The organism is Peribacillus sp. P4_C12 (assembly GCF_056402095.1).
The window spans coordinates 1-20177 of sequence record NZ_JBFUIB010000047.1; the positions used below are offsets into that span (position 1 = coordinate 1).

A 20177-nucleotide genomic window follows, 5' to 3' on the forward strand; every position below is an offset into this window, starting at 1 on the left:
CACCAAAAAAAGTTCAGCCTGGTTGTATTGTTATCATCCATTATTGTCAAGGGTTTAATGGGTTAGACTTTATTTTGGGTAAAGAGCAGGTTTTCGTGCTAGATGGTGGTGGCGAGAATCGCCGCCATAGAAGTTTCTTATWGAAYTAAAGGGGCAGGTTAGTGAAAGAGGGTATCTACCATATTTGTGGAATTATTATTGAAATATGTAAGGTAAAGGGGCTAATAATGATGACAAAAAATGATTTCCAAGTTTCCCTAAGAACAGGAAATTTAGATGATGCAGAAGCCTTGTTAGAAATTCAAAGGGAAGTTGTTTCAGAAAACGAATTTATGATTTCCGTTTTAGAAGAATTTGAAGAGACAACGGAGCAACAAAGAAGTTGGATACAGAAAATTTTAGAAAATGAAAGAGAAACAATAATTGTGGCTGAAATTAAAGGAAAAGTTATTGGTTTGATTGTATTTCGGTCAAAAAATACCAAAAGGCTTGCTCATACTGGTTATTTTACGACTATGATAAAGAAAGATTATCGAGATATGGGTATTGGTAAACTTCTTATTAAAGAACTTTTAAACTGGGCAGAACAAAACCCTTTAATTGAGAAAGTAAGTTTAGGAGTTTTATCAACAAATCAGAGGGCAATAGCCTTATACAAAAGTGTGGGATTTGTAGAGGAAGGACGTAAAATTAAAGAAGTAAAGTTTAGCGAGGACTTATATGTAGATGACATTCTTATGTATAAATTGGTTTAATCCTTCTTGAACTACCATGAAAATAAATTTCTGTAACTTCGAAAAAAGACAATACCAAAGAATCTATTCTTGCGGATGACGTAATAAATCAAAAGGGAAGTTACCTTAATCTCAAGGGTGTATCTCTTATGATGGTTACTTCTCGTTTATTAGGAACTTTACTAGCTCAAGTATTTTTTATTCCAGGGGCAGGATATATTGCGTGGTTTACTAAATTTATTGTCTAATAATTATCTGATTTCTTATAGAACTACAGGTGCGTTAGTTTAATAGGATGCAATAAAGGAAGTCTGTAAAAGGAATTGTCAAAAACAAGCCTTTATTGTCTATCCTTGCAGCATCCTTAATTTTCATGATGTGTACGATGCTGATAGGAGCAATTAATGTGTATTTGTTTAAAGATTATTTCAGCAATGCATCAGCCCTAAGTTTAATAGGATTTGTACAAACTGCCGCAGTTTTCGTTGCTATGCCAATAGCAAAACCATGCGTTGCTAAATTTGGTAAAAAAGAAACGGCGTCAATAGGGATGCTGCTTGCGGGGGGAGTATATGGGCTACTGTACTTCATGCCAAACCTATCTGCGATACAATTCATCATCATTTCAGCGATAGGGATGTTTGGATTCGGATTCTTTAATATTGTGGTGTGGGCATTTGTAACAGATGTAATAGATTATCACGAATATTTAACTGGCCTTCGTGAAGATGGAACTGTGTATTCAATCTATTCATTTGCTCGTAAAGTAGGACAAGCAATTGCAGGAGGAATCGGCGGTTTTGCGATTGCAATGGTTGGATACGATGCAACACGAGAAGCACAAACACAACAAGCGCTTGATGGAATTCATGCACTGGCAACCTTAGTACCCGCAGTCATCTATATAGTTGTTTTCTTAATTTTGGCCTTCCTTTATCCATTAAATAAGAAAAGGACCATTCAACTTGTTGAAGACTTGGCTGAGAGAAGAAATATTAAGGATTAGTGAAAAAACTCCCCTGAAACACAGAAAGGGGAGTTTTTCGTTATTTTTTGGGATAGCTATTTTCATAAGAAAGATTCAGAATAGGAACATCAAGGAAATTTTTGATTGCAAGGGCACATGCCCCCATTACACATGATTTTTTTCCAATTGCCGATAGAGTAAGTTCTCGGTAATGACTAATGGAGGAGGTCAGATTATTCCTGATTTTGTTAATGGAATCAGGATATATACGAAGCAATTCACTGTCTAATACCAGTACGTCCGGATTATACATGTTAATCATATTGTTTAGGCCAATGGATAAGTAGTAAATAAATCGTTCCATAATCTTATATACCGCTTCATCACCTTCATCAATCCAGCGTTGAATATTCTCATATGTCAAATTTGGGATTTGTTTTTCTTCTGATAGAAATTCAAAAATACTCGATTCTGAAGCGTATTTCTCCCAGCAGCCTTTATTACCACAACTACACTGCTTTCCGTCCGGAACAACAATCATATGGCCAATTTCTCCTGCAAATCCATCATGTCCCCGAAAAAACTCATTCTTCATCATCATTCCAAGGCCTATTCCAGAATGAAAGGTTGCGCTTAAAAGGTTATCTGCTTCATGATGCACAAAAATACGCTCAGCAAAAGCACTTAGATTAGCATTGTTTTCAAGATGAACATCAATTTCAAATTCCTTTTCTATGTCGTTTTTTAAATTGATATCTTTCCATTTAAATCGTGGTACAAAGTGAATGAGTTCGTCTTTTCCTACCAGACCATGGATAGCAATGACTATACCAACAATTCCATAGCGACTGTCAGCGTATTTGGCTTTGTACTTTTTGATCGTTTTATTCAGCAGTTTGAGAATCTCCGAGTAGTCTGTAGTATTTATTTCTTTGATAGAGGAGGTGACACTACAGCCGAGAAGATTGCTTAGAGTGAAGGAAATCCGTCCGTAATCAATGTCAATCCCGAGAGCATATCCTGCTTGGCCGTTTAAGGAGAGCATGATAGGCTTCCTACCGACACTGTTATGCTCTAGTTGTGTTTCTACTATTAGATCTTCGTCCAATAAATCTGCAACCTGCGCTGAGATAGTTGCTCTTGTTAAATCCGTAGCTTTGGACAAATCTGCCCTTGAAATCATGCCTTCTTTTATTATTTCTTTAATAATTAACCCACGATTAATTTTTTTGATATATGCTGCATCACCGGTAATCATTAATATCCTCCCATTTTGGCAACAACTTTTAGATATATTTTTATTATAACAGTTTCTCGTATGTCAAATACTATTAGATTATAGTGTATTCAGATAGAGTTAATTGACGGAAAAGTTAAAAAATGATAAATTATTTATATAATTAATTAGTTTAGTAAACGAATTAATTAGATGAGCTTATTAAAAATGAAAGGGCTTACAGTAGAACCGATGCTGGTACCCATATAAACTTTTATCAGGAGGGAAATTTATGAAAGTCTTTTTGGATGATCATTTTTTGTTAAACACGAACACAGCAATCGAATTATACGAAAATGTTGGTGGAAACCTGCCGATTTTTGATTTTCATTGCCACTTATCCCCACAAGAGGTATGGGAAAACAAACCCTATGAAAATATTACACAATTGTGGCTTGGAGGCGACCATTATAAATGGAGAGCCATGCGTATGCACGGAATTGGCGAGCGATATATAACAGGTGATGCAGAGGATTGGGATAAGTTTGCTGCATGGGCGGAAACGATGCCTCACTTAATTGGAAACCCTCTATATCATTGGGCACACATGGAGCTGAAAATGTTTTTTGGTATTGAAAAAATCCTGAGCCCTGAAACTGCGCAAGAAATTTACGATGAGTGCAACGAAAAGCTTTCCAGGCACGAATTCAAACCAAGATCATTTATTGAAAAATCAAACGTTAAATTTATTGGAACGACGGATGATCCTATTTCTGAGCTCGAATTCCATCAGTTACTGAAGCAGGACGAATCCTTTCAAATAACCATTGCTCCGACTTTCCGTCCCGATGGAGCCTTATTTGTCGAGCGTCCTGATTTTAAAAGCTGGCTTCAAAAATTAGAAAAAGTATCAAAAATTAACGTGAATTCAATTGAAAGCCTAATAAATGCCCTTAAACAACGTGTCAATTACTTTCATGAAAACGGTGGTAGGGGTTCGGATCATGATATTCAGAAAATGGTATATGTAGACACCACTTTAGAAGAAGCGGATATCATCTTCAAGAAACGGATGAATGACGAACAGCTATCAACTGAAGAATTGACTGCTTACCGATCATTCTTATTGAAGGAATTGGGGAAAATGTATGCAGAAAAGCAGTGGGTTATGCAGCTGCATATGGGAGCTATGCGTAATAACAACACTAAGATGAAGGAACTAATTGGTACAGATATTGGATTCGATTCTATTGGAGAGACCAATTTAGCAGAAGGATTATCTAGTTTTCTTGATGCGCTAGATCAAGATGGATCCTTACCCAGAACTGTATTATTCAATTTAAATCCAAAAGATAATGCGATTCTTGCGGGAATGATCGGAAATTTCTTTGAAGAAGGGATCCCGGGAAAAGTTCAATTTGGTTCAGGCTGGTGGTTTAATGACCATATTGATGGAATGGAAAAACAAATGAAGGAACTTGCGAATGTCGGACTTCTGAGCCACTTTGTTGGTATGCTGACAGATTCCCGAAGCTTCCTTTCGTATGCTCGCCATGATTATTTCCGTAGGATTCTTTGCAACATCCTAGGCGATTGGACTGAACAAGGATTAATGCCTAATGATAAAGAGCTACGTGAGCAAATGGTCAGGAATATTGGCTATTACAATGCTGAAAAATATTTTGCGAAACGATAAAAAATAATTGTTGTCTTTTTTTACTTGATTATTTAAATGTTAAATACATCCTAATGAACATGTTAACATGTCTCAATCAACGAACGATGTACTTCCTAGTGCAATGAAGATGGCTTGCTATTTCTATATAGACGATTTATTAATCAGTTTGAATAAGATCGAATGCTCATTGGCGAATAAAACAGAAGAATTTTCGGGTGTTGTAAAAATAGCAAGAACTTGTCTCCAAGATGCTGTACCTATTACTCTAGGTCAACAATTTAGCGGGTATCATTCTTTTATCAAGAGACAAATAGAAGAAATGAAGAAACTGCAAAAAAATTGCTTGTCTATTGTAATTGGGGCAACGGCAGTGGGCACAGGTATAGGAGCTGCTCCTGGTTAAACAGAAAAAATATATGAATATTTGCCAGAGGTATCACATTTAGCTGTTATCAAAGTGGATAATTTTTTCGATGGACTGCAAAACGCAGATATTTATTTAAAAATATCTTCTTGCTTAAAAGGATTATCGAGTGGGTTATCGAAAATGGCCAGCGATTTAAGATTACTTTCATCAGGGCCTAGGTCGGGATTTGCTGAAATCAATTTGCCAGCGGTACAGCCGGGTTCTTCCATTATGCCAGGGGAAATCAATCCATGTATACCTGAAATGATGATACAAGTTTGTTTTGATGTATATGGAAATGATCAAGCGATTACATTCGCTGTAGATCGAGGCGAACTGGATTTGAACATCTGGGAACCGATTATTTTGAAAAATATATTTGACTCTTTTTCTATTTTGACAAATTGTATTACGCTGTTTACTGAAAAATGTCTAAACGGTATTAAAGCTAATAAAACGGTTTGTTTGAAGAACGCTGAGAATTCGTTATCTTTGTCCGTCGTTATTTCTTCTATATTCGGGTATCAAGTAGCTAACAATATAGCTTCAGAGGCATACGAGAAAAATCTAACAGTAAAGGAAGTAGCAGTTGAAAAAGGCCTGTTTAATGAAGCGGAAGCGGCTGAGTTACTTAATCCTGAAAACTTAACTGATGCTGTAAAAATGCATCATTTGTTAAACTCAAGAATACTTTAGTTGAATGATAATCATAGCTCCTAACGGAGGACCTAAAATCAAGAGAACAAGAGAGAGGTAGAACAGCCATTAGTTTTTTTTCGAATGAAATAGATAGCTAATCTTCTTCTTGGACTCCACCCGAACTTTTTTGAAAAATAATAGGAAGCGCTACCTGGATAGTATTGTATTAATAACCGCAAACCTTTGAAGTAAAAGGATTTGCGGTTTTTTTGAGTGCTCCTGGTATGGGGTAATCTTTTTAGTGAAAGCTATGGAGAAATTAGGGGATTAAATACGACTTTTTTAAGGGTTGGTAAAAGAATACGAAAGAGACTTAAAAAAGTAGCTATTTATAGAAGAAACTCGTCAAAAATAACTCTTTTACTCAAACTGAGTATTGGCTGTAATTCCCCCACCTCATTTTCAAAACTACGTTCCATTATGAACTGATTTATCCCTAGTTCCTTAGCATTTATAATCATTTCCTCCAAGTGTCTCTTTATTTTTCATCATGATAAATCTTTTCAATATGAAAATTATGTTATGTGAGTTTCAGGATTTTCTGTATAAAATATCCTGGATGAAGAAACATAGAAAAATGGAGTTAGAGCGACCTGCAAAAAAATGGGGGTAACCAGCTTGATTCGTAATGTGAGTAAATTGTTAAGAAAGACGAAAGAAAAAAAACCTCATATACAAAATGATTACCAGGATTCTAAACCGGAGGACCCTCTTAATGGAGAGTTTAGTCAAAATGTAGAAACGCTTCGTTTGATTTATGATAATTGTTCAGATGTCATGTTCCGTTCGTTCTTACTTTTCGGTAAAACGAGAGCAATGCTTATTTACATTGAGGGTCTTTCAGACATCGAGGGGATAGAAGAATATGTGCTTTCTCCACTCATGCAGGAATCAGCAAATGTGCCACAACCATTAAATGACTTTCTAGTACATAAAATGCCCGTTTCAAAAGTGAAAAGAGTGAAAATGATAGCGGATTGCATTGAATCTATCTCCATTGGAAACCCGCTTCTTCTATATGAAGGGGAGAGTGATGGATTTTCTTTAGGATTGTCTAAATGGGAAAAGCGAGCGATTGAAGAACCTGTTGCTGAGGGAGGAATTAGGGGATCACGAGAGGGATTTAATGAATCTCTAGAGGTAAATACATCTCAATTGAGACGTATTATTAAAAGTCCTGCTCTTAAAATGCAATCGATGAAAATCGGGAAATATACCCAGACGACTGTTGCGATTGCATATATTGATGGACTTGTGGATAAAGCACTGATTGAAGAGATTACGATTCGGCTGGAACGAATTGAGATGGACGGTATTTTAGAAAGTGGATATATCGAGGAAATGATTGAGGACAATCCGTATTCACCTTTCCCTCAGATCTTGTCAACAGAACGGCCGGATGTAGCCTGTTCGTGCTTGCTGGAGGGACGGGCAGTCATTCTTGTAGAAGGAACCCCTTTTACTTTAATTGCTCCAGTATCTTTCTTTTCTTTGATTCAATCACAAGAGGATTATTATCAACGTTTTATGATAGGAACTCTCATCCGTTGGTTACGTTATATTTTTATGGTGTTATCTCTATTGCTTCCTTCCTTTTATATTGCTATTTTGACGTTCCATCATGAAGCGGTCCCAACTGCACTGCTGCTAAGCATGGCTGCATCCCGGGAGGCGGTCCCTTTCCCTGCTATTATTGAGGCATTGATCATGGAAATTACGTTTGAAGCACTAAGAGAGGCAGGGGTTCGATTGCCAAAGCAGATRGGCTCTGCTGTCAGCATTGTTGGAGCGCTAGTGATTGGTCAAGCTTCCGTACAAGCAGGGTTGGTTTCAGCACCAATGGTGATTGTAGTTGCGATTACGGGGATTTCTTCTTTTATGATGCCTCGTTATATTGCTGGAATTGCGATAAGGATGCTGCGTTTTCCAATAATGCTGCTTGCCGGTACCTTAGGACTGCTTGGCATAATAATGGGAGTTATTGCTATAGTCATTCATTTGTGCAACTTGCGCTCCTTCGGTGTTCCCTATTTAGCACCACTTGCACCTTTAAAAGGTAAAGAACTGAAAGATGTACTATGGAGATCTCCTATGTGGATGATGGATACACGCCCGAGCTTTACAGGGAAATCTAACGTATACCGTCAGTCTCCAGAACAGGGGCCAAAACCCAAAATGGGAAGTGAAACGGAGTGAATACTGGTTGGAGGCGATCAAAGATATTAGAGAAGGTAAAGAGGCATCACTTCAGGAAAAGCGTCCTGCTTTTTCTGGGCATTTGTGGAACAATCCCTTTAGTAAGCGGGTGTTGGGATCGAGTGGAAATCAATGATTTGGCGATTGTCACAGCAGCAGCCATCGAAAAAAAGGAAGATAATCAAATCGAGCTATCCATCCAAGTATTTATCCCTAAGTCATTAAGCAGCGGAGGCGGTCAAGGCGGGCCAGGTGGAGGCGGTGGAGTACCTACAACATTGGTGAGATCCGAAAAAGGATCCAATATTTCAGATGCATTGTCTAAGCTTCAAAGCAAGCTTCCACGCAAAATTTTTTGGGGACAATGTAAAGTATTTGTATTCGGCGAAAAGGTAGCAAAGGAAGGAATACAAGAGCATCTGGATTTCTTGCTGCGCCATCCGCAGCCAAGGGAGAGAGCATATGTGTATGTCAGCAAAGGAAAAGCTAAGCCTATCCTTGAATCATTGCCGCCTCTAGAAACCTATTCAGGGGAGGTGATGAGGGAACTAACTGATTTACATATAGGGATGCGGGTCACATTACAGAATTTAGATGAAATGTTAACGGGTAAATCTCACGCTGCTGCACTTCCGTTAATTGACATTTTACCGCCTGGGAAAGGTGAAAAGAAATTACAGGGGATTCCTTACATTGTCGGAGCAGCCGTGTTAAATAAAGATAAAATGACTGGCACGATGACGGAAAAAGAAACAAGAGGGATATTGTGGTTAAGAGATGAAATAGAATCCTACACAGTGACCCTAAAACCCAAAGGTGAGAAAGGGGAGATATCTTTAAATCCTGTGTCGGCACAAGTCAAGCTGGTTCCACAAATTCAAAATAAGAAATGGAAATTGCTAGTGAAGGTTAATACAGAAGGATCTGTTATTCAGAATGGAACGAATATGATTCTTTCAAGTCCAAAAGCACTAAAGGATGCAGAAAGATCTTATCAAAAAGAGATAGAAAAGCGTATCGAGATGGCTTTTCTGCGTACTCAGAATAAGAAAGCTGACATTATAGGGTTAGGTAGAGACTTCTATCGGAAATATCCTAAGCAGTTTAATAAAATCGAAAACCACTGGAATGAGATATTTGAGGAGATTGAAGTGGAAATTGATGTTGTGGCCCATATTCGCAGACAGGGCTATATAGACAAACCGGCGGGGCTGCCTGAGAAAGAGGTGAAGGACAAGTGAGATGGGGGACATTTTTGGGTACAACCGTAATTGTAGCTCTAATCATTTTGTATGAGTGGCCGAAAATGAAACAAAATCCTAAAAAAGACAAAATGGCTTTTTTTTCATTGCTCCTCATGGGTTTGGTTCTGTCCATGTTCAATATTCAACAAATGTCAGGACCCACTGCATGGATTGTAACTTTTTTTAAGCCGTTTGGAGAGTTTATGGAAAAGTAAAGGCACATGATTGAGGCGGATATCGTTTACCTCATGCAGAGGAAAGGAGGAGGATGATGGAGAAAGGTAAAATTTCATCCCTGCAGATGGCGATCATGTTGTATCCTACGATTGTGGCTACAGCTATACTCGGGGCTCCAAGCATCACAGCAAAATATGCTCTAAATGATTTATGGCTGTCCCCCATTTTAGCTGCCCTCATCGGGTACGCGACGGTGTATATCGCTTATAAACTGCACAAACTTTATCCGAAACAAACGGTTATCCAATTCAGTGAACAAATTATTGGTCGGATTCCGGGGAAAATTCTCGGTTTTTTATACTTGTTTTTTTATATCCCTATCACGGGGGAAATCCTAAGAGGTTACGGAGATTTTATTGCCGACTCTTTTATGGTCAATACCCCGATTATCGTGATCATGGCATCGATGGTAATCCTTTGTGCACTTATCGTACGCGGAGGCATAGAGGTGTTGGGGAGAGCTGCCGAATTGTTTTTACCTGTTTTTATCTTTCCAATCTGTATCTTAATCATCCTACTGAGTGCAGATCTTGATTTTAAGAATATATTCCCGATATTGGGGGATGGGATTATGCCTCCACTAAAGGGTGCTATTATACCGGGTGGATGGTTCAGTGAGTTTTTTCTGATTATTTTTCTCCTCCCTTTTTTAGCGGATATGAAAAAAGGAATGAAATACGGGATGGTGACTGTTTTTGCCGTGATGATGACGTTAGTTGTGGTAAACCTAATCGTTCTTTTTGTACTTGGGTCAACTACATCCTCTAAGGTTTATCCTCTGATGAACGTATCTCGATACGTCAGCTTTGGCGAATTTTTTGAACATTTGGAGTCCGCCGTTATGGCCATTTGGGTAGTAGGAGCGTTTGTCAAAATTTCTGTGTTTTATTATGCGGCTGCTTTAAGTACCGCCCAGTGGCTGAATCTTTCCGACTATCGGCCTGTTGTATGGCCGATAGGGATTTTAATTGTAGAATTCAGCTTTTGGTCGTTTCCTAGCTCTATGGAAGTTAGTCGTTATGATATCATCGCCTTCCCTTTTCATGGAATTTTGATGCAAACGATTATTCCTCTGCTTTTGTTGGTGATTGCTTTTGTAAGGAAGCGAAATAAGGGAACGAACACCCGCTGAATTAGATTTTTTTTGATATTGGAGGGGCTCGTTATATGGGTGGGGGCACTTATAAAACCGTTTAGAGAGTTTATGCAAAGTGAATCGATCTTTGGGCTGCGTGATTTCGATTGTCCATACTATCACAGAAAGGAGAAAGATGATGGAGAAAGGCAAAATTTCATCACTACAAATGGCAGTCATGATGTATCCTACTATCGTGGCTACCGCTATTCTTGGGATTCCAAGCGTCACAGCGAAATTTGCCAAAACGGATTTTTGGCTTTCCCCTATTTTGGCGTCCCTCATGGGGTATGTGACGGTGTATATCGCTTATAAACTGCACAAACTTTATCCGGAACAAACAGTTATCCAATTCAGTGAACATATCATTGGCCGATTAGCAGGGAAAATCATCGGTTTTATATTCTTGTTTTTTTATATCCAGATCACGGGAATCATTATCAAAGAGTATGCAGAATTTGTAGTGGACTCCTTTCTAATTAATACACCAATAATCGTGATCATGGGAACAATGACAGTCCTCTGTGCCTTCGTCGTACAAGGTGGTTTAGAAGGAATAGGGAGGGCTGCCCAATTATTTGTCCCTCTTTTTATATTTCCACTGCTTATCGCAATCATTTTGGTGTTCCCCGATTTTGAATTTAAGAATATATTCCCTATATTAGGGGATGGGATTATGCCTCCAATCAAGGGTTCAATTGTTCCGGGTGGATGGTTCACGGAGTTTTTTCTTATGACTTTTTTCCTTCCTTTTTTAGCGGATAAGAAAAAAGGAATGAAGTACGGAATGTTGACGGTCTTTGCTGTGATGATCACGTTAGTTGTGGTAAATCTTGTCGTTCTTTTTGTACTCGGAACAACGACACAAACTAAGGTTTATCCTCTGATGAACGTAGCTCGTTACATCAGTTTTGGCGAATTTTTTGAACATATGGAGTCCATCGTCATGGCCATTTGGGTAGTAGGGGCTTTTGTGAAAATTTCTGTGTTTTATTATGCAACTGTTTTAGGTACCGCACAGTGGTTAAATCTTTCGGATTATCGGCTCGTTATATGGCCGTTAGGAATCTTAATGATAGTTTTCGGCTTTTGGTCAATGCCTAACTCAATGGACTTGGAGCGTTTTAACCTCGAAACTTTTCCTATTTATGCAGTATTAATACAAACCATTATTCCGCTGTCTTTATTGGTGATAGCTGCTATACGTAAAAGAAAAAGCAAACGAAATAGTAAGGGAATCAATTCAGGCTAATATTTCAGATTGCTGTCGTTTTATTTTTTAATTTTTTTAGGCATTGAAAGGGAATGGTGATTCTTCCTAGAAATAACAGGATAGCAGGTCGCAAAATATCGTTCTCAATAACAATAAAGTGTTTGCCAGCGGTACAGCCGGGTTCTTCCGTTATACCAGGGAAAATCAAATCCATGCATATTCCTGATACACACACGAAATTTATTTATGAGGGGCAAAACAAAGGAGTTAATTTTGTAGGTAGAGCAATGTTGAAACTAGGTAGCGATAAAAGTAACAATAAAGTAGTACAGGAATTTATGCAAAAGGTTGAACAAGAAGCGCTAAAAGCTTAGCGTATGGAGCGAAATTATTACTCTATGTTAATACAACGAATGAGCTTTTTCATACATTCGATGTTAACAGTAAAACGGATACTGTAGTCTATCTCCTCTAAGAACTGAACGACTGGCCCCTGATAATGTTACCTGTTGAAATCTCTTCAAGCGTAAGTAATCAATAGTGATTTTCCTAAGCCTCCTTTATTTAGAGAAAGCTTGTCTTACTTTCTCCTTCTCCAAAGTCTAATCCAATGATGGAGCCGATTTTTCATCCCTCCTGGATCAGATCTAGATTAACCTAGACCCCTCATTTTTAGTGCCTATATGCTTATGCTTCGACTATCAAAATACGTCTAGAGTTAAAACTCACTTGGGCAAGAAGGGATGATATAATTTGGATATATGTGATTATTTTACAAAATGATAGAATGTATCTACCAAATATTATTATATTTTTGGGGGAGGGGAAACAATGAGACATAATTTAGTAGAACATAAAGAGCATTTTCAGCGAGACGAATTAGAAGTTGCGCGCTGGATGAAAACGGATTTTGCTTTTTTGCGTAATACCACTAAGTTAAGAGATGCAGCGGAGCTTCTTATAAAGAATCAATTGAATGAGGTACCGATTGTTGATGAACATCAACATTTTCTTGGTGTATTATCTTTATCTATGATTATGCAATCCTTGTTAAAAGACACTTCCCTAGCCGAGTCAATCGAAATACATTATGACCGGAGGATTAAACCGCTTTCCTTTCAAGAAATATTATCAGACATTTCGCCACTGACAAAAGCTAGTGTTCCTGTTGTTAATAATCAAAATATTTTGATAGGTGTGTTGACTCAGCATGAAATTTTAGAAGTTCTTGCCCAAACCTATCACAAAATGAACTTGCTAGAAACTAAGGTAGAATGGTTCAATGTTTGTTTTGATAATATTTATGAAGGCATTATTGTAGTTGATAAAAATGGTTTCGTCAAAATGATTAATAAAGCATATAGTAGTTATCTTGGGGTGGAACAAGGTGCAGCTATTGGTCAACATGTAGTAAGTGTAATAGAAGGAACCCGCTTACATATTGTTCTTCAAACCGGTATTCCAGAACGGAATCAAGTTCAATTTTTGCAAGGACAGGAAGTGGTTGCTCATCGTATTCCTATTTGGAGGAATAATGAAATAATCGGTGGGATAGGGATACTCGTTTTTCAAGGGGTATCTGAATTATATAGGATATTTGATAGAATCCAGGACTTACAAGTCACAAAAAATCCTTCACTTTCTAACATTAATATTGAACAACAGCCTCCAAAAGAGGATCCAATAACCTTTGCTCAAGTCATTGGTGAGAGTGAAAGCTTTGCACATGCAAAAAACATTGCTCGTCGTGCAGCAAAGTCACCTGCATCCATATTGATAACGGGTGAAAGTGGAGTAGGAAAAGAGATATTTACCCAGGCAATCCACTCCCTTAGTAATTACAGCGGAGGTCCTTTCATCAGTGTTAACTGTGCTTCTATACCTGAACAATTATTAGAATCGGAGCTATTTGGTTACGAAGAAGGGGCCTTTACTGGTTCAAAGAAAAAAGGGAAACCAGGGAAGTTTCTTTTAGCCCATAAAGGGACCCTTTTTCTCGATGAGATTGGTGATATGCCTTTACATATGCAATCAAAGATATTACGTGTCCTGCAAGAACGAGAAGTAGAACCAGTTGGTGGATCAAAGCCTATTTCTGTCGATTTCCGACTTATTGCTGCGACCAACCGTCCAATCGAGGATATGATAAAAGAAAATAAATTCCGAGAAGATCTTTATTATCGTTTGAATGTCATTCCCATCTGTATTCCACCTCTAAGGGAAAGGAAAAATGATATTCCACTTCTTATTGGTCATTTTATTAAATTAATTTGTAAAAAATATAAGATACCATCTAAAGAGATTAGTAGAGAAACGGTAGCAGCTATGATGGAGTATGAATGGCCAGGAAATATCAGGGAGCTGGTGAATGTAATAGAAAGGCTAGTTACATTGGTAGAAGGCCATGATATTTATTTTGATGATTTTCAGCGCTATTTTTTAGAACAAAAAAAGCAGATTCCAGAATTCACAACAATGGAAAAAACGAAACTTGAAAGTTTTAACTCATTTGAAAGCCTTAAAAATGCAGGATTAAATAAGGAAAAAGAATTATTACTTCTAATTATTAAAGAAGAAAAGGGAAATAAAACACGTGCAGCAAAAAAATTAGGGATTTCAAGAGCTACTTTATACAATAAATTGAAGGAATATAACATAGAATTGTCTACTTGATTAGACACCTGAACAAAATATTTTACAACTGTATAATTAGTTATACAGTTTTTTAGTTTGAAAATAAAATAATTGTGTGTTTTCACATAAATCAAATGTGGCACAGTTATTGCATTGTTTATAGGTAAGAGTCGAATCAAAAAAACTAAATAATGGTGGAGGTGCTAAATGGTCATTAGCTTTATAGGATTTTTTGCCGCCTTAATTTTATTAATTATTTTTACTATGCGAGGAGTTAATATCATCATTGCTGCATTAGTATCTTCAGCAATCCTAGCATTAACAAGCGGGTTGCCTTTGGAGAAAGCGCTTACAGTGAATTACATGGATGGGTTCACCGGATATTTTGCTTCATGGTTTCTAGTATATTTACTTGGAGCTGTGTTTGGAAAGGTGATGGAAGAAACGAAAGCTGCAGAAGCAATTGCAGAATGGATAAAAATCAAAGTAGGTGCTAACCGAGCTGTGTTTGCTGTTGTTACAGCTTGTGCTTTGATGACCTATGGTGGAGTAAGTATTGCGATCTCGCATTTTCGGTATATCCAATTGCAGTCTCTTTATTTAAAGCAGCAAATCTGCCTCATCGATTTATTCCAGGTGCTATTGTATTTGGATCTATCTCATTCTCAATGACTTCACCAGGATCACCAGAAGTTCAGAATCTGATACCTATGGAATTCTTTAATACTCAGCCAACAGCAGGTGGTTTGATTGGTGTTATCATTGCTGTATTTATCATGATTCTAGGTGGTTTTTGGCTTAAGAGCATGGTCTCTAAAGCAGTGAAAGATGGAGAGTTTTTCAATTTGCCGAATTCGGAAACGAGTGGGGCAGCATTAGCAGAAACAGCAGCTACGGTAGAAATGAAAAAGGATGAAAAATTACCGAATATTCTGATTGCTATTTTACCCTTGGTTGTAGTAGTCATTGTTTTGAATATCGTGTCAAAGTTTCTTTCTCCAACTGGTGCAGCGTTAGCGGCTTTATTTTTAGGGGTTATCGTTGGGCTTGTACTGTTGAATAAATATACCCGGAAATATGGCATGATTTTTGGTAAAGGAAGTGAAAACGCTATCATTGCAACTGCGAATATCTGTGGAGTTGTTGGTTTCGGTGCAGTTGCAAAAGAGTCACAAGCATTTACATATATAGTAGATTCGCTTGTTGGTATGCCTGGAATGGCTTATGCAGGATTAGCGGCTGCTGTGACGATTATTGCTGGTGTTACAGGCTCAGCATCAGGTGGACTGGGAATCGCACTTCCAATATTAGCTCCTCTTTATAATGCACAAGGCTTAGATCCAGGGGCAATGCACCGTATTTCGTCACTTGCTTCTGGTGGACTTGATTCGCTTCCCCATAATGGTTATGTGGTCACAACCATTAGAGTAGTAAGTAATGAGACACATAAACGGGCATATAAGCCAATTTTTATTCTGAGTGTTGTTGTTCCAATGATCGCATTGGTTTTAGCGGTCTTGTTATATACAATTTTTTATTAACATGAAAACAATTAATAAATATGGAGGGAACTATATGAAGGAATTTCAAACAATAGCTTTTATTGGTTTAGGAAATATGGGACTGCCCATGGCTACTAATCTTGTGAAAGCTGGATATACCGTTTACGGTGTGGATACAAATTCTGAAGCAGAAAAGAAGTTTTCACAAGATGGTGGAAAAATAGGTGTCCCTACTGAGCTTTTGGCTAAGCAAGTAGACATTGTCATGACAAGTCTTCCTACTCCACAAATTGTTGAGAAAGTCTACTTAGGAGATGGTGGAATCGTTGAAAACGCAGATTCTGCTCTAACTATTATTGATTTTAGTACCATTTCTCCTCAATTAAATGAAAAGATATATGCCATTACCAAGGAAAAAGGGATCGACTATCTTGGAGCACCAGTAAGTGGAAGCGTTTCAGGGGCAGTAAATGGCACCCTAACGATCATGGTGGGTGGAGACAAAAAGGTTTATGAACAAGCTCTGCCATTACTGAGAGTATTGGGTGACAATCCATTTCATTTAGGTGAAAGTGTGGGTGTGGGGACCGTTATTAAACTATTAAATAACTTAATGATTGGTTTTTATACACAAGCTGTCGCAGAGGCTGTTGCCCTTGGAGAACAAATGGGTGTGAAAGCAGATACGATTTATGATGTTTTAAGTGTTAGTTTCGGTCAAAGCAGAATATATTAAAGAAACTATAAAGGGCATATTGCACAAAACGACTTTAATCCAGGTTTTTCAACAAATCTCTTATTAAAAGATTTAAAGCTGGCAAAACAAATGGCAGACGAAAACCAGACTCCATTGCCAATTGGGGATAAGTTAATTGATTTATATTCCGAGGCTGTGGAAAAAGGATATGGCGAGCAGGATATGGCATCTGTATATCTAATGGTCAAGGAATTAATAGCAAGTAAAAATGATGGTTTAGTATCTAATAAAAATTAGGAGGAATAAAAATGACTACAATTAAAAATGATACAAAGAAATTAACACATTTTATTGGCGGAGAAATGAAAGCGGGCAAAAGTGAACGCTTTGGTAATGTGTATAGTCCTTCAACGGGTGAAGTAATTAATTTGTGTCCATATGCTTCTGTAGGAGATGTGAATGAGACAGTTGATGTGGCACACGCGGCATTTACAGCATGGAAAAATACCTCTGTCGGAAAAAGAGTGGAGGTCATCCACCGTTTCAGAAGTCTTTTAGTAGAAGAAACAGAAAGACTTGCCAATATAATAGGTTTGGAAAATGGGAAAACGATCGATGATGCAAAAGGGGAAATTAGTAGAGGGATTGAATCTGTTGATTTCGCTATTAACGCTCCGCATATGTTAAAAGGTGAATATTCGGTCAATGTTGGGGGAAATATCAATGCTTTCTCCATGAAACAACCTTTAGGTGTGGTTGCAGCGATCTCTCCATTTAATTTCCCGGCAATGGTGCCGCTTGCGATGACGACAATGGCAGTTGCATGTGGTAATGCAGTGATTTTGAAACCATCTGAACGTGTTCCGAATGCGGCTTTATTCATCTCAGAATTATGGAAAAAAGCTGGTTTGCCAGATGGGATTTGGAGCGTTATTAATGGTGATAAAGAGGCAGTTGATGCCATACTTAAAAATCAAAAAGTACATGCTATCTCTTTTGTAGGTTCCACGAGGGTAGCTGAATATATTTATCACGAGGGATGCCGAAATAATAAACGAGTCGCTGCTTTTGGTGGCGGAAAGAATCATATGATCATTATGCCTGACGCTGATTTAGATCAAGCGGTTAATGCCTTCCTAGGTGCTGCGTATGGATCGGCTTCCCAACGTTGTATGGCAATTTCAGCAGCAATGCCAATTGGCGAAAAAACAGCTGAAGCATTCGTGGCAAAATTAAAAACTCGTGTTGAAGAATTAAAAGTGGGAGCATATAACGACGAGAATGCAGACTTCGGAGCCGTTATTACTCAAGAATCGAAAAATACAATCATCAAGTATATAGATGAAAGTCTTGAAGAAGGCGCAGAATTATGTGTGGATGGTCGAAATCCAGAAATTTGCGAAACAAACAAAGGTTTTTATTTAGGAGCAACATTGTTGGATCATGTTACTCCTGAAATGAAAATTTATCGTGATGAAGTGTTTGGCCCAGCTCGTATTGTAGTACGTGTTAATAACTTAGATGAAGCTATTGCATTAGTTAATAATCACGAATTTGGGAATGGTGTCACGATCTTTACAGAAAGCGGTGCTGCTGCTAGAAAATTTTCTGAACAAATTGAAGTAGGGATGGTAGGAGTAAACGTACCTATTCCAATCCCAGTAGGATATCACAACTTTGGTGGATGGAAACGTTCAAAATTTGGAGAAGGCCACATGTTTGGCCCAGACACCGTCCGCTTTTTCACAAAAACCAAAACCGTTTCAGAAAGATGGCCTGAATCTAAAGAAATCGAAAATAAAACGGATTTTTCTTTTCCTAGTAATTAATTAAAGTAATGCCCCGTTCGAAAAAGCACCCTTTTTCGAACGGGGATTTTTTATATGAAATATTTACTAAAGAAACTAGCAAAAAAAGCATCTGTTTAAGCAGATGCTTTTTGATTTAGAAGTTTCGGGATTTAATGATTTACAACTGAATTAAGTCGGAAAATGTTGCGACCACTAATTTGAAAGTATGGGCTATTCCAATAATATTCAGAAGGAAGGGATAAAGTGAATAATGAATACCTTGATAGAACTGTGTTCGGTTTATTAAAAGATGAATGGCTTACTGATAAATAATTAAAATTCTGCTTAGTTATTAATATTTTTAGTTTTACAAGGGAAAAACATTTTTAAATGAGGCAGGAAAATGTCTTTTTATTGTTGTGTCTCCATTCGGTTTAAACAAAATTCTAAATCATTCTGCAGGTGTTCTTTCATTAACCGCTCCGCTTCGTCTCCGTTATGAAGAAGGATGGCCTTGTAAATATCATGATGTTCCTCAATCAAAAACGGCCGTTTATGATAGACAACTGTTTTCCGGAACAAATAAATAATGGACTGCATTCGGTCAATTATATCGATCATCATAGGATTGTTAGTTGCGCCTACAATAATATCATGAAATTCATTATTCGCTGACATTACTTCTTCCGTATTACCTGTGCTGCCAATATCCACGCACTCTTTGAGCTTTACAAGCGCTTCTTCCGTCATGAAACTAGCACAATGGCGTGCTGCAAATCCTTCCAGTAATATTCGTACCTGAAAAATATGACGAAGATCCATATCGCTTGGGTTCACAACGCGTTTTTGTTTAATAAGCCCTTCCTGTTCGAGTTTACGAATGGATTCACGCACTGGCGTCCGGCTAATACCAATTTCTTCTGCTAGCCTTTCCTCGACCAGCTTCGTTCCACGTTCTAATTCTCCGTTCAATATCCGATCTCTTATATATTCATAAGCCTGTACATAGGCATGAACGTTATCTTTTTTTACCAATACAATCGTCTCCCGAATCATGATTTGTTCTTACCTTAAAGTATAAGTTTAAGTAGGGTTATTTAAAAGTATAATTTTTTTGTATACATTTTTTTAAAAAATGTATACAAAATTATAAAAAATGTGTACAATCGATTATAAGGTTTTGAAAACGCTTTATAAATCAAGTTTTGGGACTGAGCATTGGGAAAAGGTCCTCTCATATAAAAGTAGCTGCACTTAAGCAGTTTTGTCTAAAAAACACATTAAAAGTGTTATTAGAAGAAGGGGGAATTAGAATTGATTAAAAAAATTGGATTTATTGGATTGGGTATCATGGGAAAACCAATGTCATTTAATTTACTTAAAGCAGGTTACGAATTAACTGTTTACGATATTAATACGCAAACTGTGGAGGCGCTTGTAGAAGCAGGGGCAAAAGCAGGAACACCAACTGAAATGGGTGAGACATGTGATGTCATTATTACGATGCTGCCTGCTTCTCATCATGTGAAACAAGTCGTGCTTGGTGAAAATGGTATTTTGGAAACGGCTACAGAAGGAACGGTAATCATTGATATGAGCTCTATTTCACCGGTCGTATCGGTTGAAATTGCAAATGAAGCAGCTAAACAAGGTGTTGAAATGATGGATGCTCCGGTAAGCGGCGGTGAACCGAAAGCGGTCGACGGGACGCTGGCGATTATGGTTGGTGGAAAAGAAAGCGTATTCGAATCTGTTAAAGATGTCCTCCACTCTATAGGGACGGATGTTACATTAGTTGGCAAGAATGGCTTTAACAGATTCGAATACGC

At 37.8% G+C, this 20177-nt stretch carries 15 protein-coding genes and 5 pseudogenes; 18 read left to right on the forward strand and 2 right to left on the reverse strand.

The window, feature by feature from the left end:
• Positions 1–227: 227 nt before the first annotated feature.
• From AC1DUW_RS10100 to AC1DUW_RS10110, 3 genes and pseudogenes are all read left to right on the forward strand, one after another.
• Positions 228–755, forward strand: a complete 528-nt coding sequence (locus AC1DUW_RS10100) for a GNAT family N-acetyltransferase (protein WP_223305579.1) — start codon at positions 228–230, stop codon at positions 753–755.
• A 56-nt stretch (positions 756–811) separates the two neighbouring features.
• A pseudogene (locus tag AC1DUW_RS10105) lies at positions 812–982 on the forward strand (lipid II flippase family protein); the annotation flags it as partial.
• 71 nt (positions 983–1053) lie between these two features.
• Positions 1054–1740 (forward strand): annotated as a pseudogene (locus AC1DUW_RS10110) (MFS transporter); the annotation flags it as partial.
• Between the two features lie 40 nt (positions 1741–1780).
• On the opposite strand, the gene AC1DUW_RS10115 reads toward AC1DUW_RS10110, so the two are convergent.
• Positions 1781–2959 (reverse strand): ROK family transcriptional regulator, encoded by a 1179-nt coding sequence (locus tag AC1DUW_RS10115; RefSeq protein ID WP_053344595.1) that lies wholly within the window; start codon positions 2957–2959, stop codon positions 1781–1783.
• A 250-nt stretch (positions 2960–3209) separates the two neighbouring features.
• Here AC1DUW_RS10115 and uxaC point away from each other — a divergent pair, with 250 nt between their 5' ends.
• From uxaC to AC1DUW_RS10185, 14 genes and pseudogenes are all read left to right on the forward strand, one after another.
• Complete coding sequence (uxaC, locus tag AC1DUW_RS10120; RefSeq protein ID WP_477642455.1) at positions 3210–4613, forward strand: glucuronate isomerase; 1404 nt, start codon at positions 3210–3212, stop codon at positions 4611–4613.
• 43 nt (positions 4614–4656) lie between these two features.
• Positions 4657–5286, forward strand: a pseudogene (locus tag AC1DUW_RS10125) (lyase family protein); the annotation flags it as partial.
• Complete coding sequence (locus AC1DUW_RS10130; protein WP_236694989.1) at positions 5269–5697, forward strand: hypothetical protein; 429 nt, start codon at positions 5269–5271, stop codon at positions 5695–5697. The pseudogene AC1DUW_RS10125 and the gene AC1DUW_RS10130, both read left to right, overlap by 18 nt.
• Before the next feature lie 606 nt (positions 5698–6303).
• Positions 6304–7896: a spore germination protein gene (locus AC1DUW_RS10135; protein ID WP_477642456.1), complete on the forward strand. Its 1593-nt coding sequence runs from the start codon at positions 6304–6306 to the stop codon at positions 7894–7896.
• Between the two features lie 7 nt (positions 7897–7903).
• Positions 7904–8032, forward strand: coding sequence for a hypothetical protein (locus AC1DUW_RS10140; protein WP_430088432.1), 129 nt, complete (start codon positions 7904–7906; stop codon positions 8030–8032).
• A complete protein-coding gene (locus AC1DUW_RS10145) occupies positions 8019–9137 on the forward strand; it encodes a Ger(x)C family spore germination protein (RefSeq protein WP_477642457.1) in 1119 nt (372 codons plus the stop codon). Before AC1DUW_RS10140 ends, AC1DUW_RS10145 begins: the two co-directional genes overlap by 14 nt.
• A 14-nt stretch (positions 9138–9151) precedes the next feature.
• Positions 9152–9355: a hypothetical protein gene (locus AC1DUW_RS10150; protein ID WP_236694855.1), complete on the forward strand. Its 204-nt coding sequence runs from the start codon at positions 9152–9154 to the stop codon at positions 9353–9355.
• Between the two features lie 53 nt (positions 9356–9408).
• Complete coding sequence (locus tag AC1DUW_RS10155; protein ID WP_477642458.1) at positions 9409–10509, forward strand: GerAB/ArcD/ProY family transporter; 1101 nt, start codon at positions 9409–9411, stop codon at positions 10507–10509.
• 79 nt (positions 10510–10588) lie between these two features.
• Positions 10589–11764 (forward strand): GerAB/ArcD/ProY family transporter, encoded by a 1176-nt coding sequence (locus AC1DUW_RS10160; protein WP_477642459.1) that lies wholly within the window; start codon positions 10589–10591, stop codon positions 11762–11764.
• A 122-nt stretch (positions 11765–11886) separates the two neighbouring features.
• A complete protein-coding gene (locus tag AC1DUW_RS10165) occupies positions 11887–12099 on the forward strand; it encodes a hypothetical protein (protein ID WP_477642460.1) in 213 nt (70 codons plus the stop codon).
• A gap of 457 nt (positions 12100–12556) precedes the next feature.
• Positions 12557–14398, forward strand: a complete 1842-nt coding sequence (locus tag AC1DUW_RS10170) for a sigma-54-dependent Fis family transcriptional regulator (RefSeq protein ID WP_053344603.1) — start codon at positions 12557–12559, stop codon at positions 14396–14398.
• 168 nt (positions 14399–14566) lie between these two features.
• Positions 14567–15900: pseudogene (locus AC1DUW_RS10175) on the forward strand (GntP family permease).
• 34 nt (positions 15901–15934) lie between these two features.
• Positions 15935–16855, forward strand: a pseudogene (locus tag AC1DUW_RS10180) (NAD(P)-dependent oxidoreductase).
• Between the two features lie 11 nt (positions 16856–16866).
• Positions 16867–18387 (forward strand): CoA-acylating methylmalonate-semialdehyde dehydrogenase, encoded by a 1521-nt coding sequence (locus AC1DUW_RS10185; protein WP_053344604.1) that lies wholly within the window; start codon positions 16867–16869, stop codon positions 18385–18387.
• A gap of 372 nt (positions 18388–18759) precedes the next feature.
• Here AC1DUW_RS10185 and AC1DUW_RS10190 read toward each other — a convergent pair whose 3' ends face one another.
• Entirely contained in the window at positions 18760–19383 is a 624-nt protein-coding gene (locus AC1DUW_RS10190; RefSeq protein WP_236694857.1) for a GntR family transcriptional regulator, read from the reverse strand.
• A 279-nt stretch (positions 19384–19662) separates the two neighbouring features.
• Between AC1DUW_RS10190 and AC1DUW_RS10195 the strand changes: the two genes are divergently transcribed.
• Positions 19663–20177, forward strand: a 515-nt coding sequence (locus AC1DUW_RS10195; protein ID WP_477642461.1) for an NAD(P)-binding domain-containing protein, incomplete at its 3' end; no start/stop codon positions are given.

Coding starts and splice junctions, on each gene's coding strand:
- AC1DUW_RS10130 (WP_236694989.1), top strand. CDS start 5,269: ATGATACAAGTTTGTTTTGATGTATATGGAAATGATCAAGCGATTACA.
- AC1DUW_RS10185 (WP_053344604.1), top strand. CDS start 16,867: ATGACTACAATTAAAAATGATACAAAGAAATTAACACATTTTATTGGC.
- AC1DUW_RS10115 (WP_053344595.1), bottom strand. CDS start 2,959: ATGATTACCGGTGATGCAGCATATATCAAAAAAATTAATCGTGGGTTA.
- AC1DUW_RS10155 (WP_477642458.1), top strand. CDS start 9,409: ATGATGGAGAAAGGTAAAATTTCATCCCTGCAGATGGCGATCATGTTG.
- AC1DUW_RS10170 (WP_053344603.1), top strand. CDS start 12,557: ATGAGACATAATTTAGTAGAACATAAAGAGCATTTTCAGCGAGACGAA.
- AC1DUW_RS10100 (WP_223305579.1), top strand. CDS start 228: ATGATGACAAAAAATGATTTCCAAGTTTCCCTAAGAACAGGAAATTTA.
- uxaC (WP_477642455.1), top strand. CDS start 3,210: ATGAAAGTCTTTTTGGATGATCATTTTTTGTTAAACACGAACACAGCA.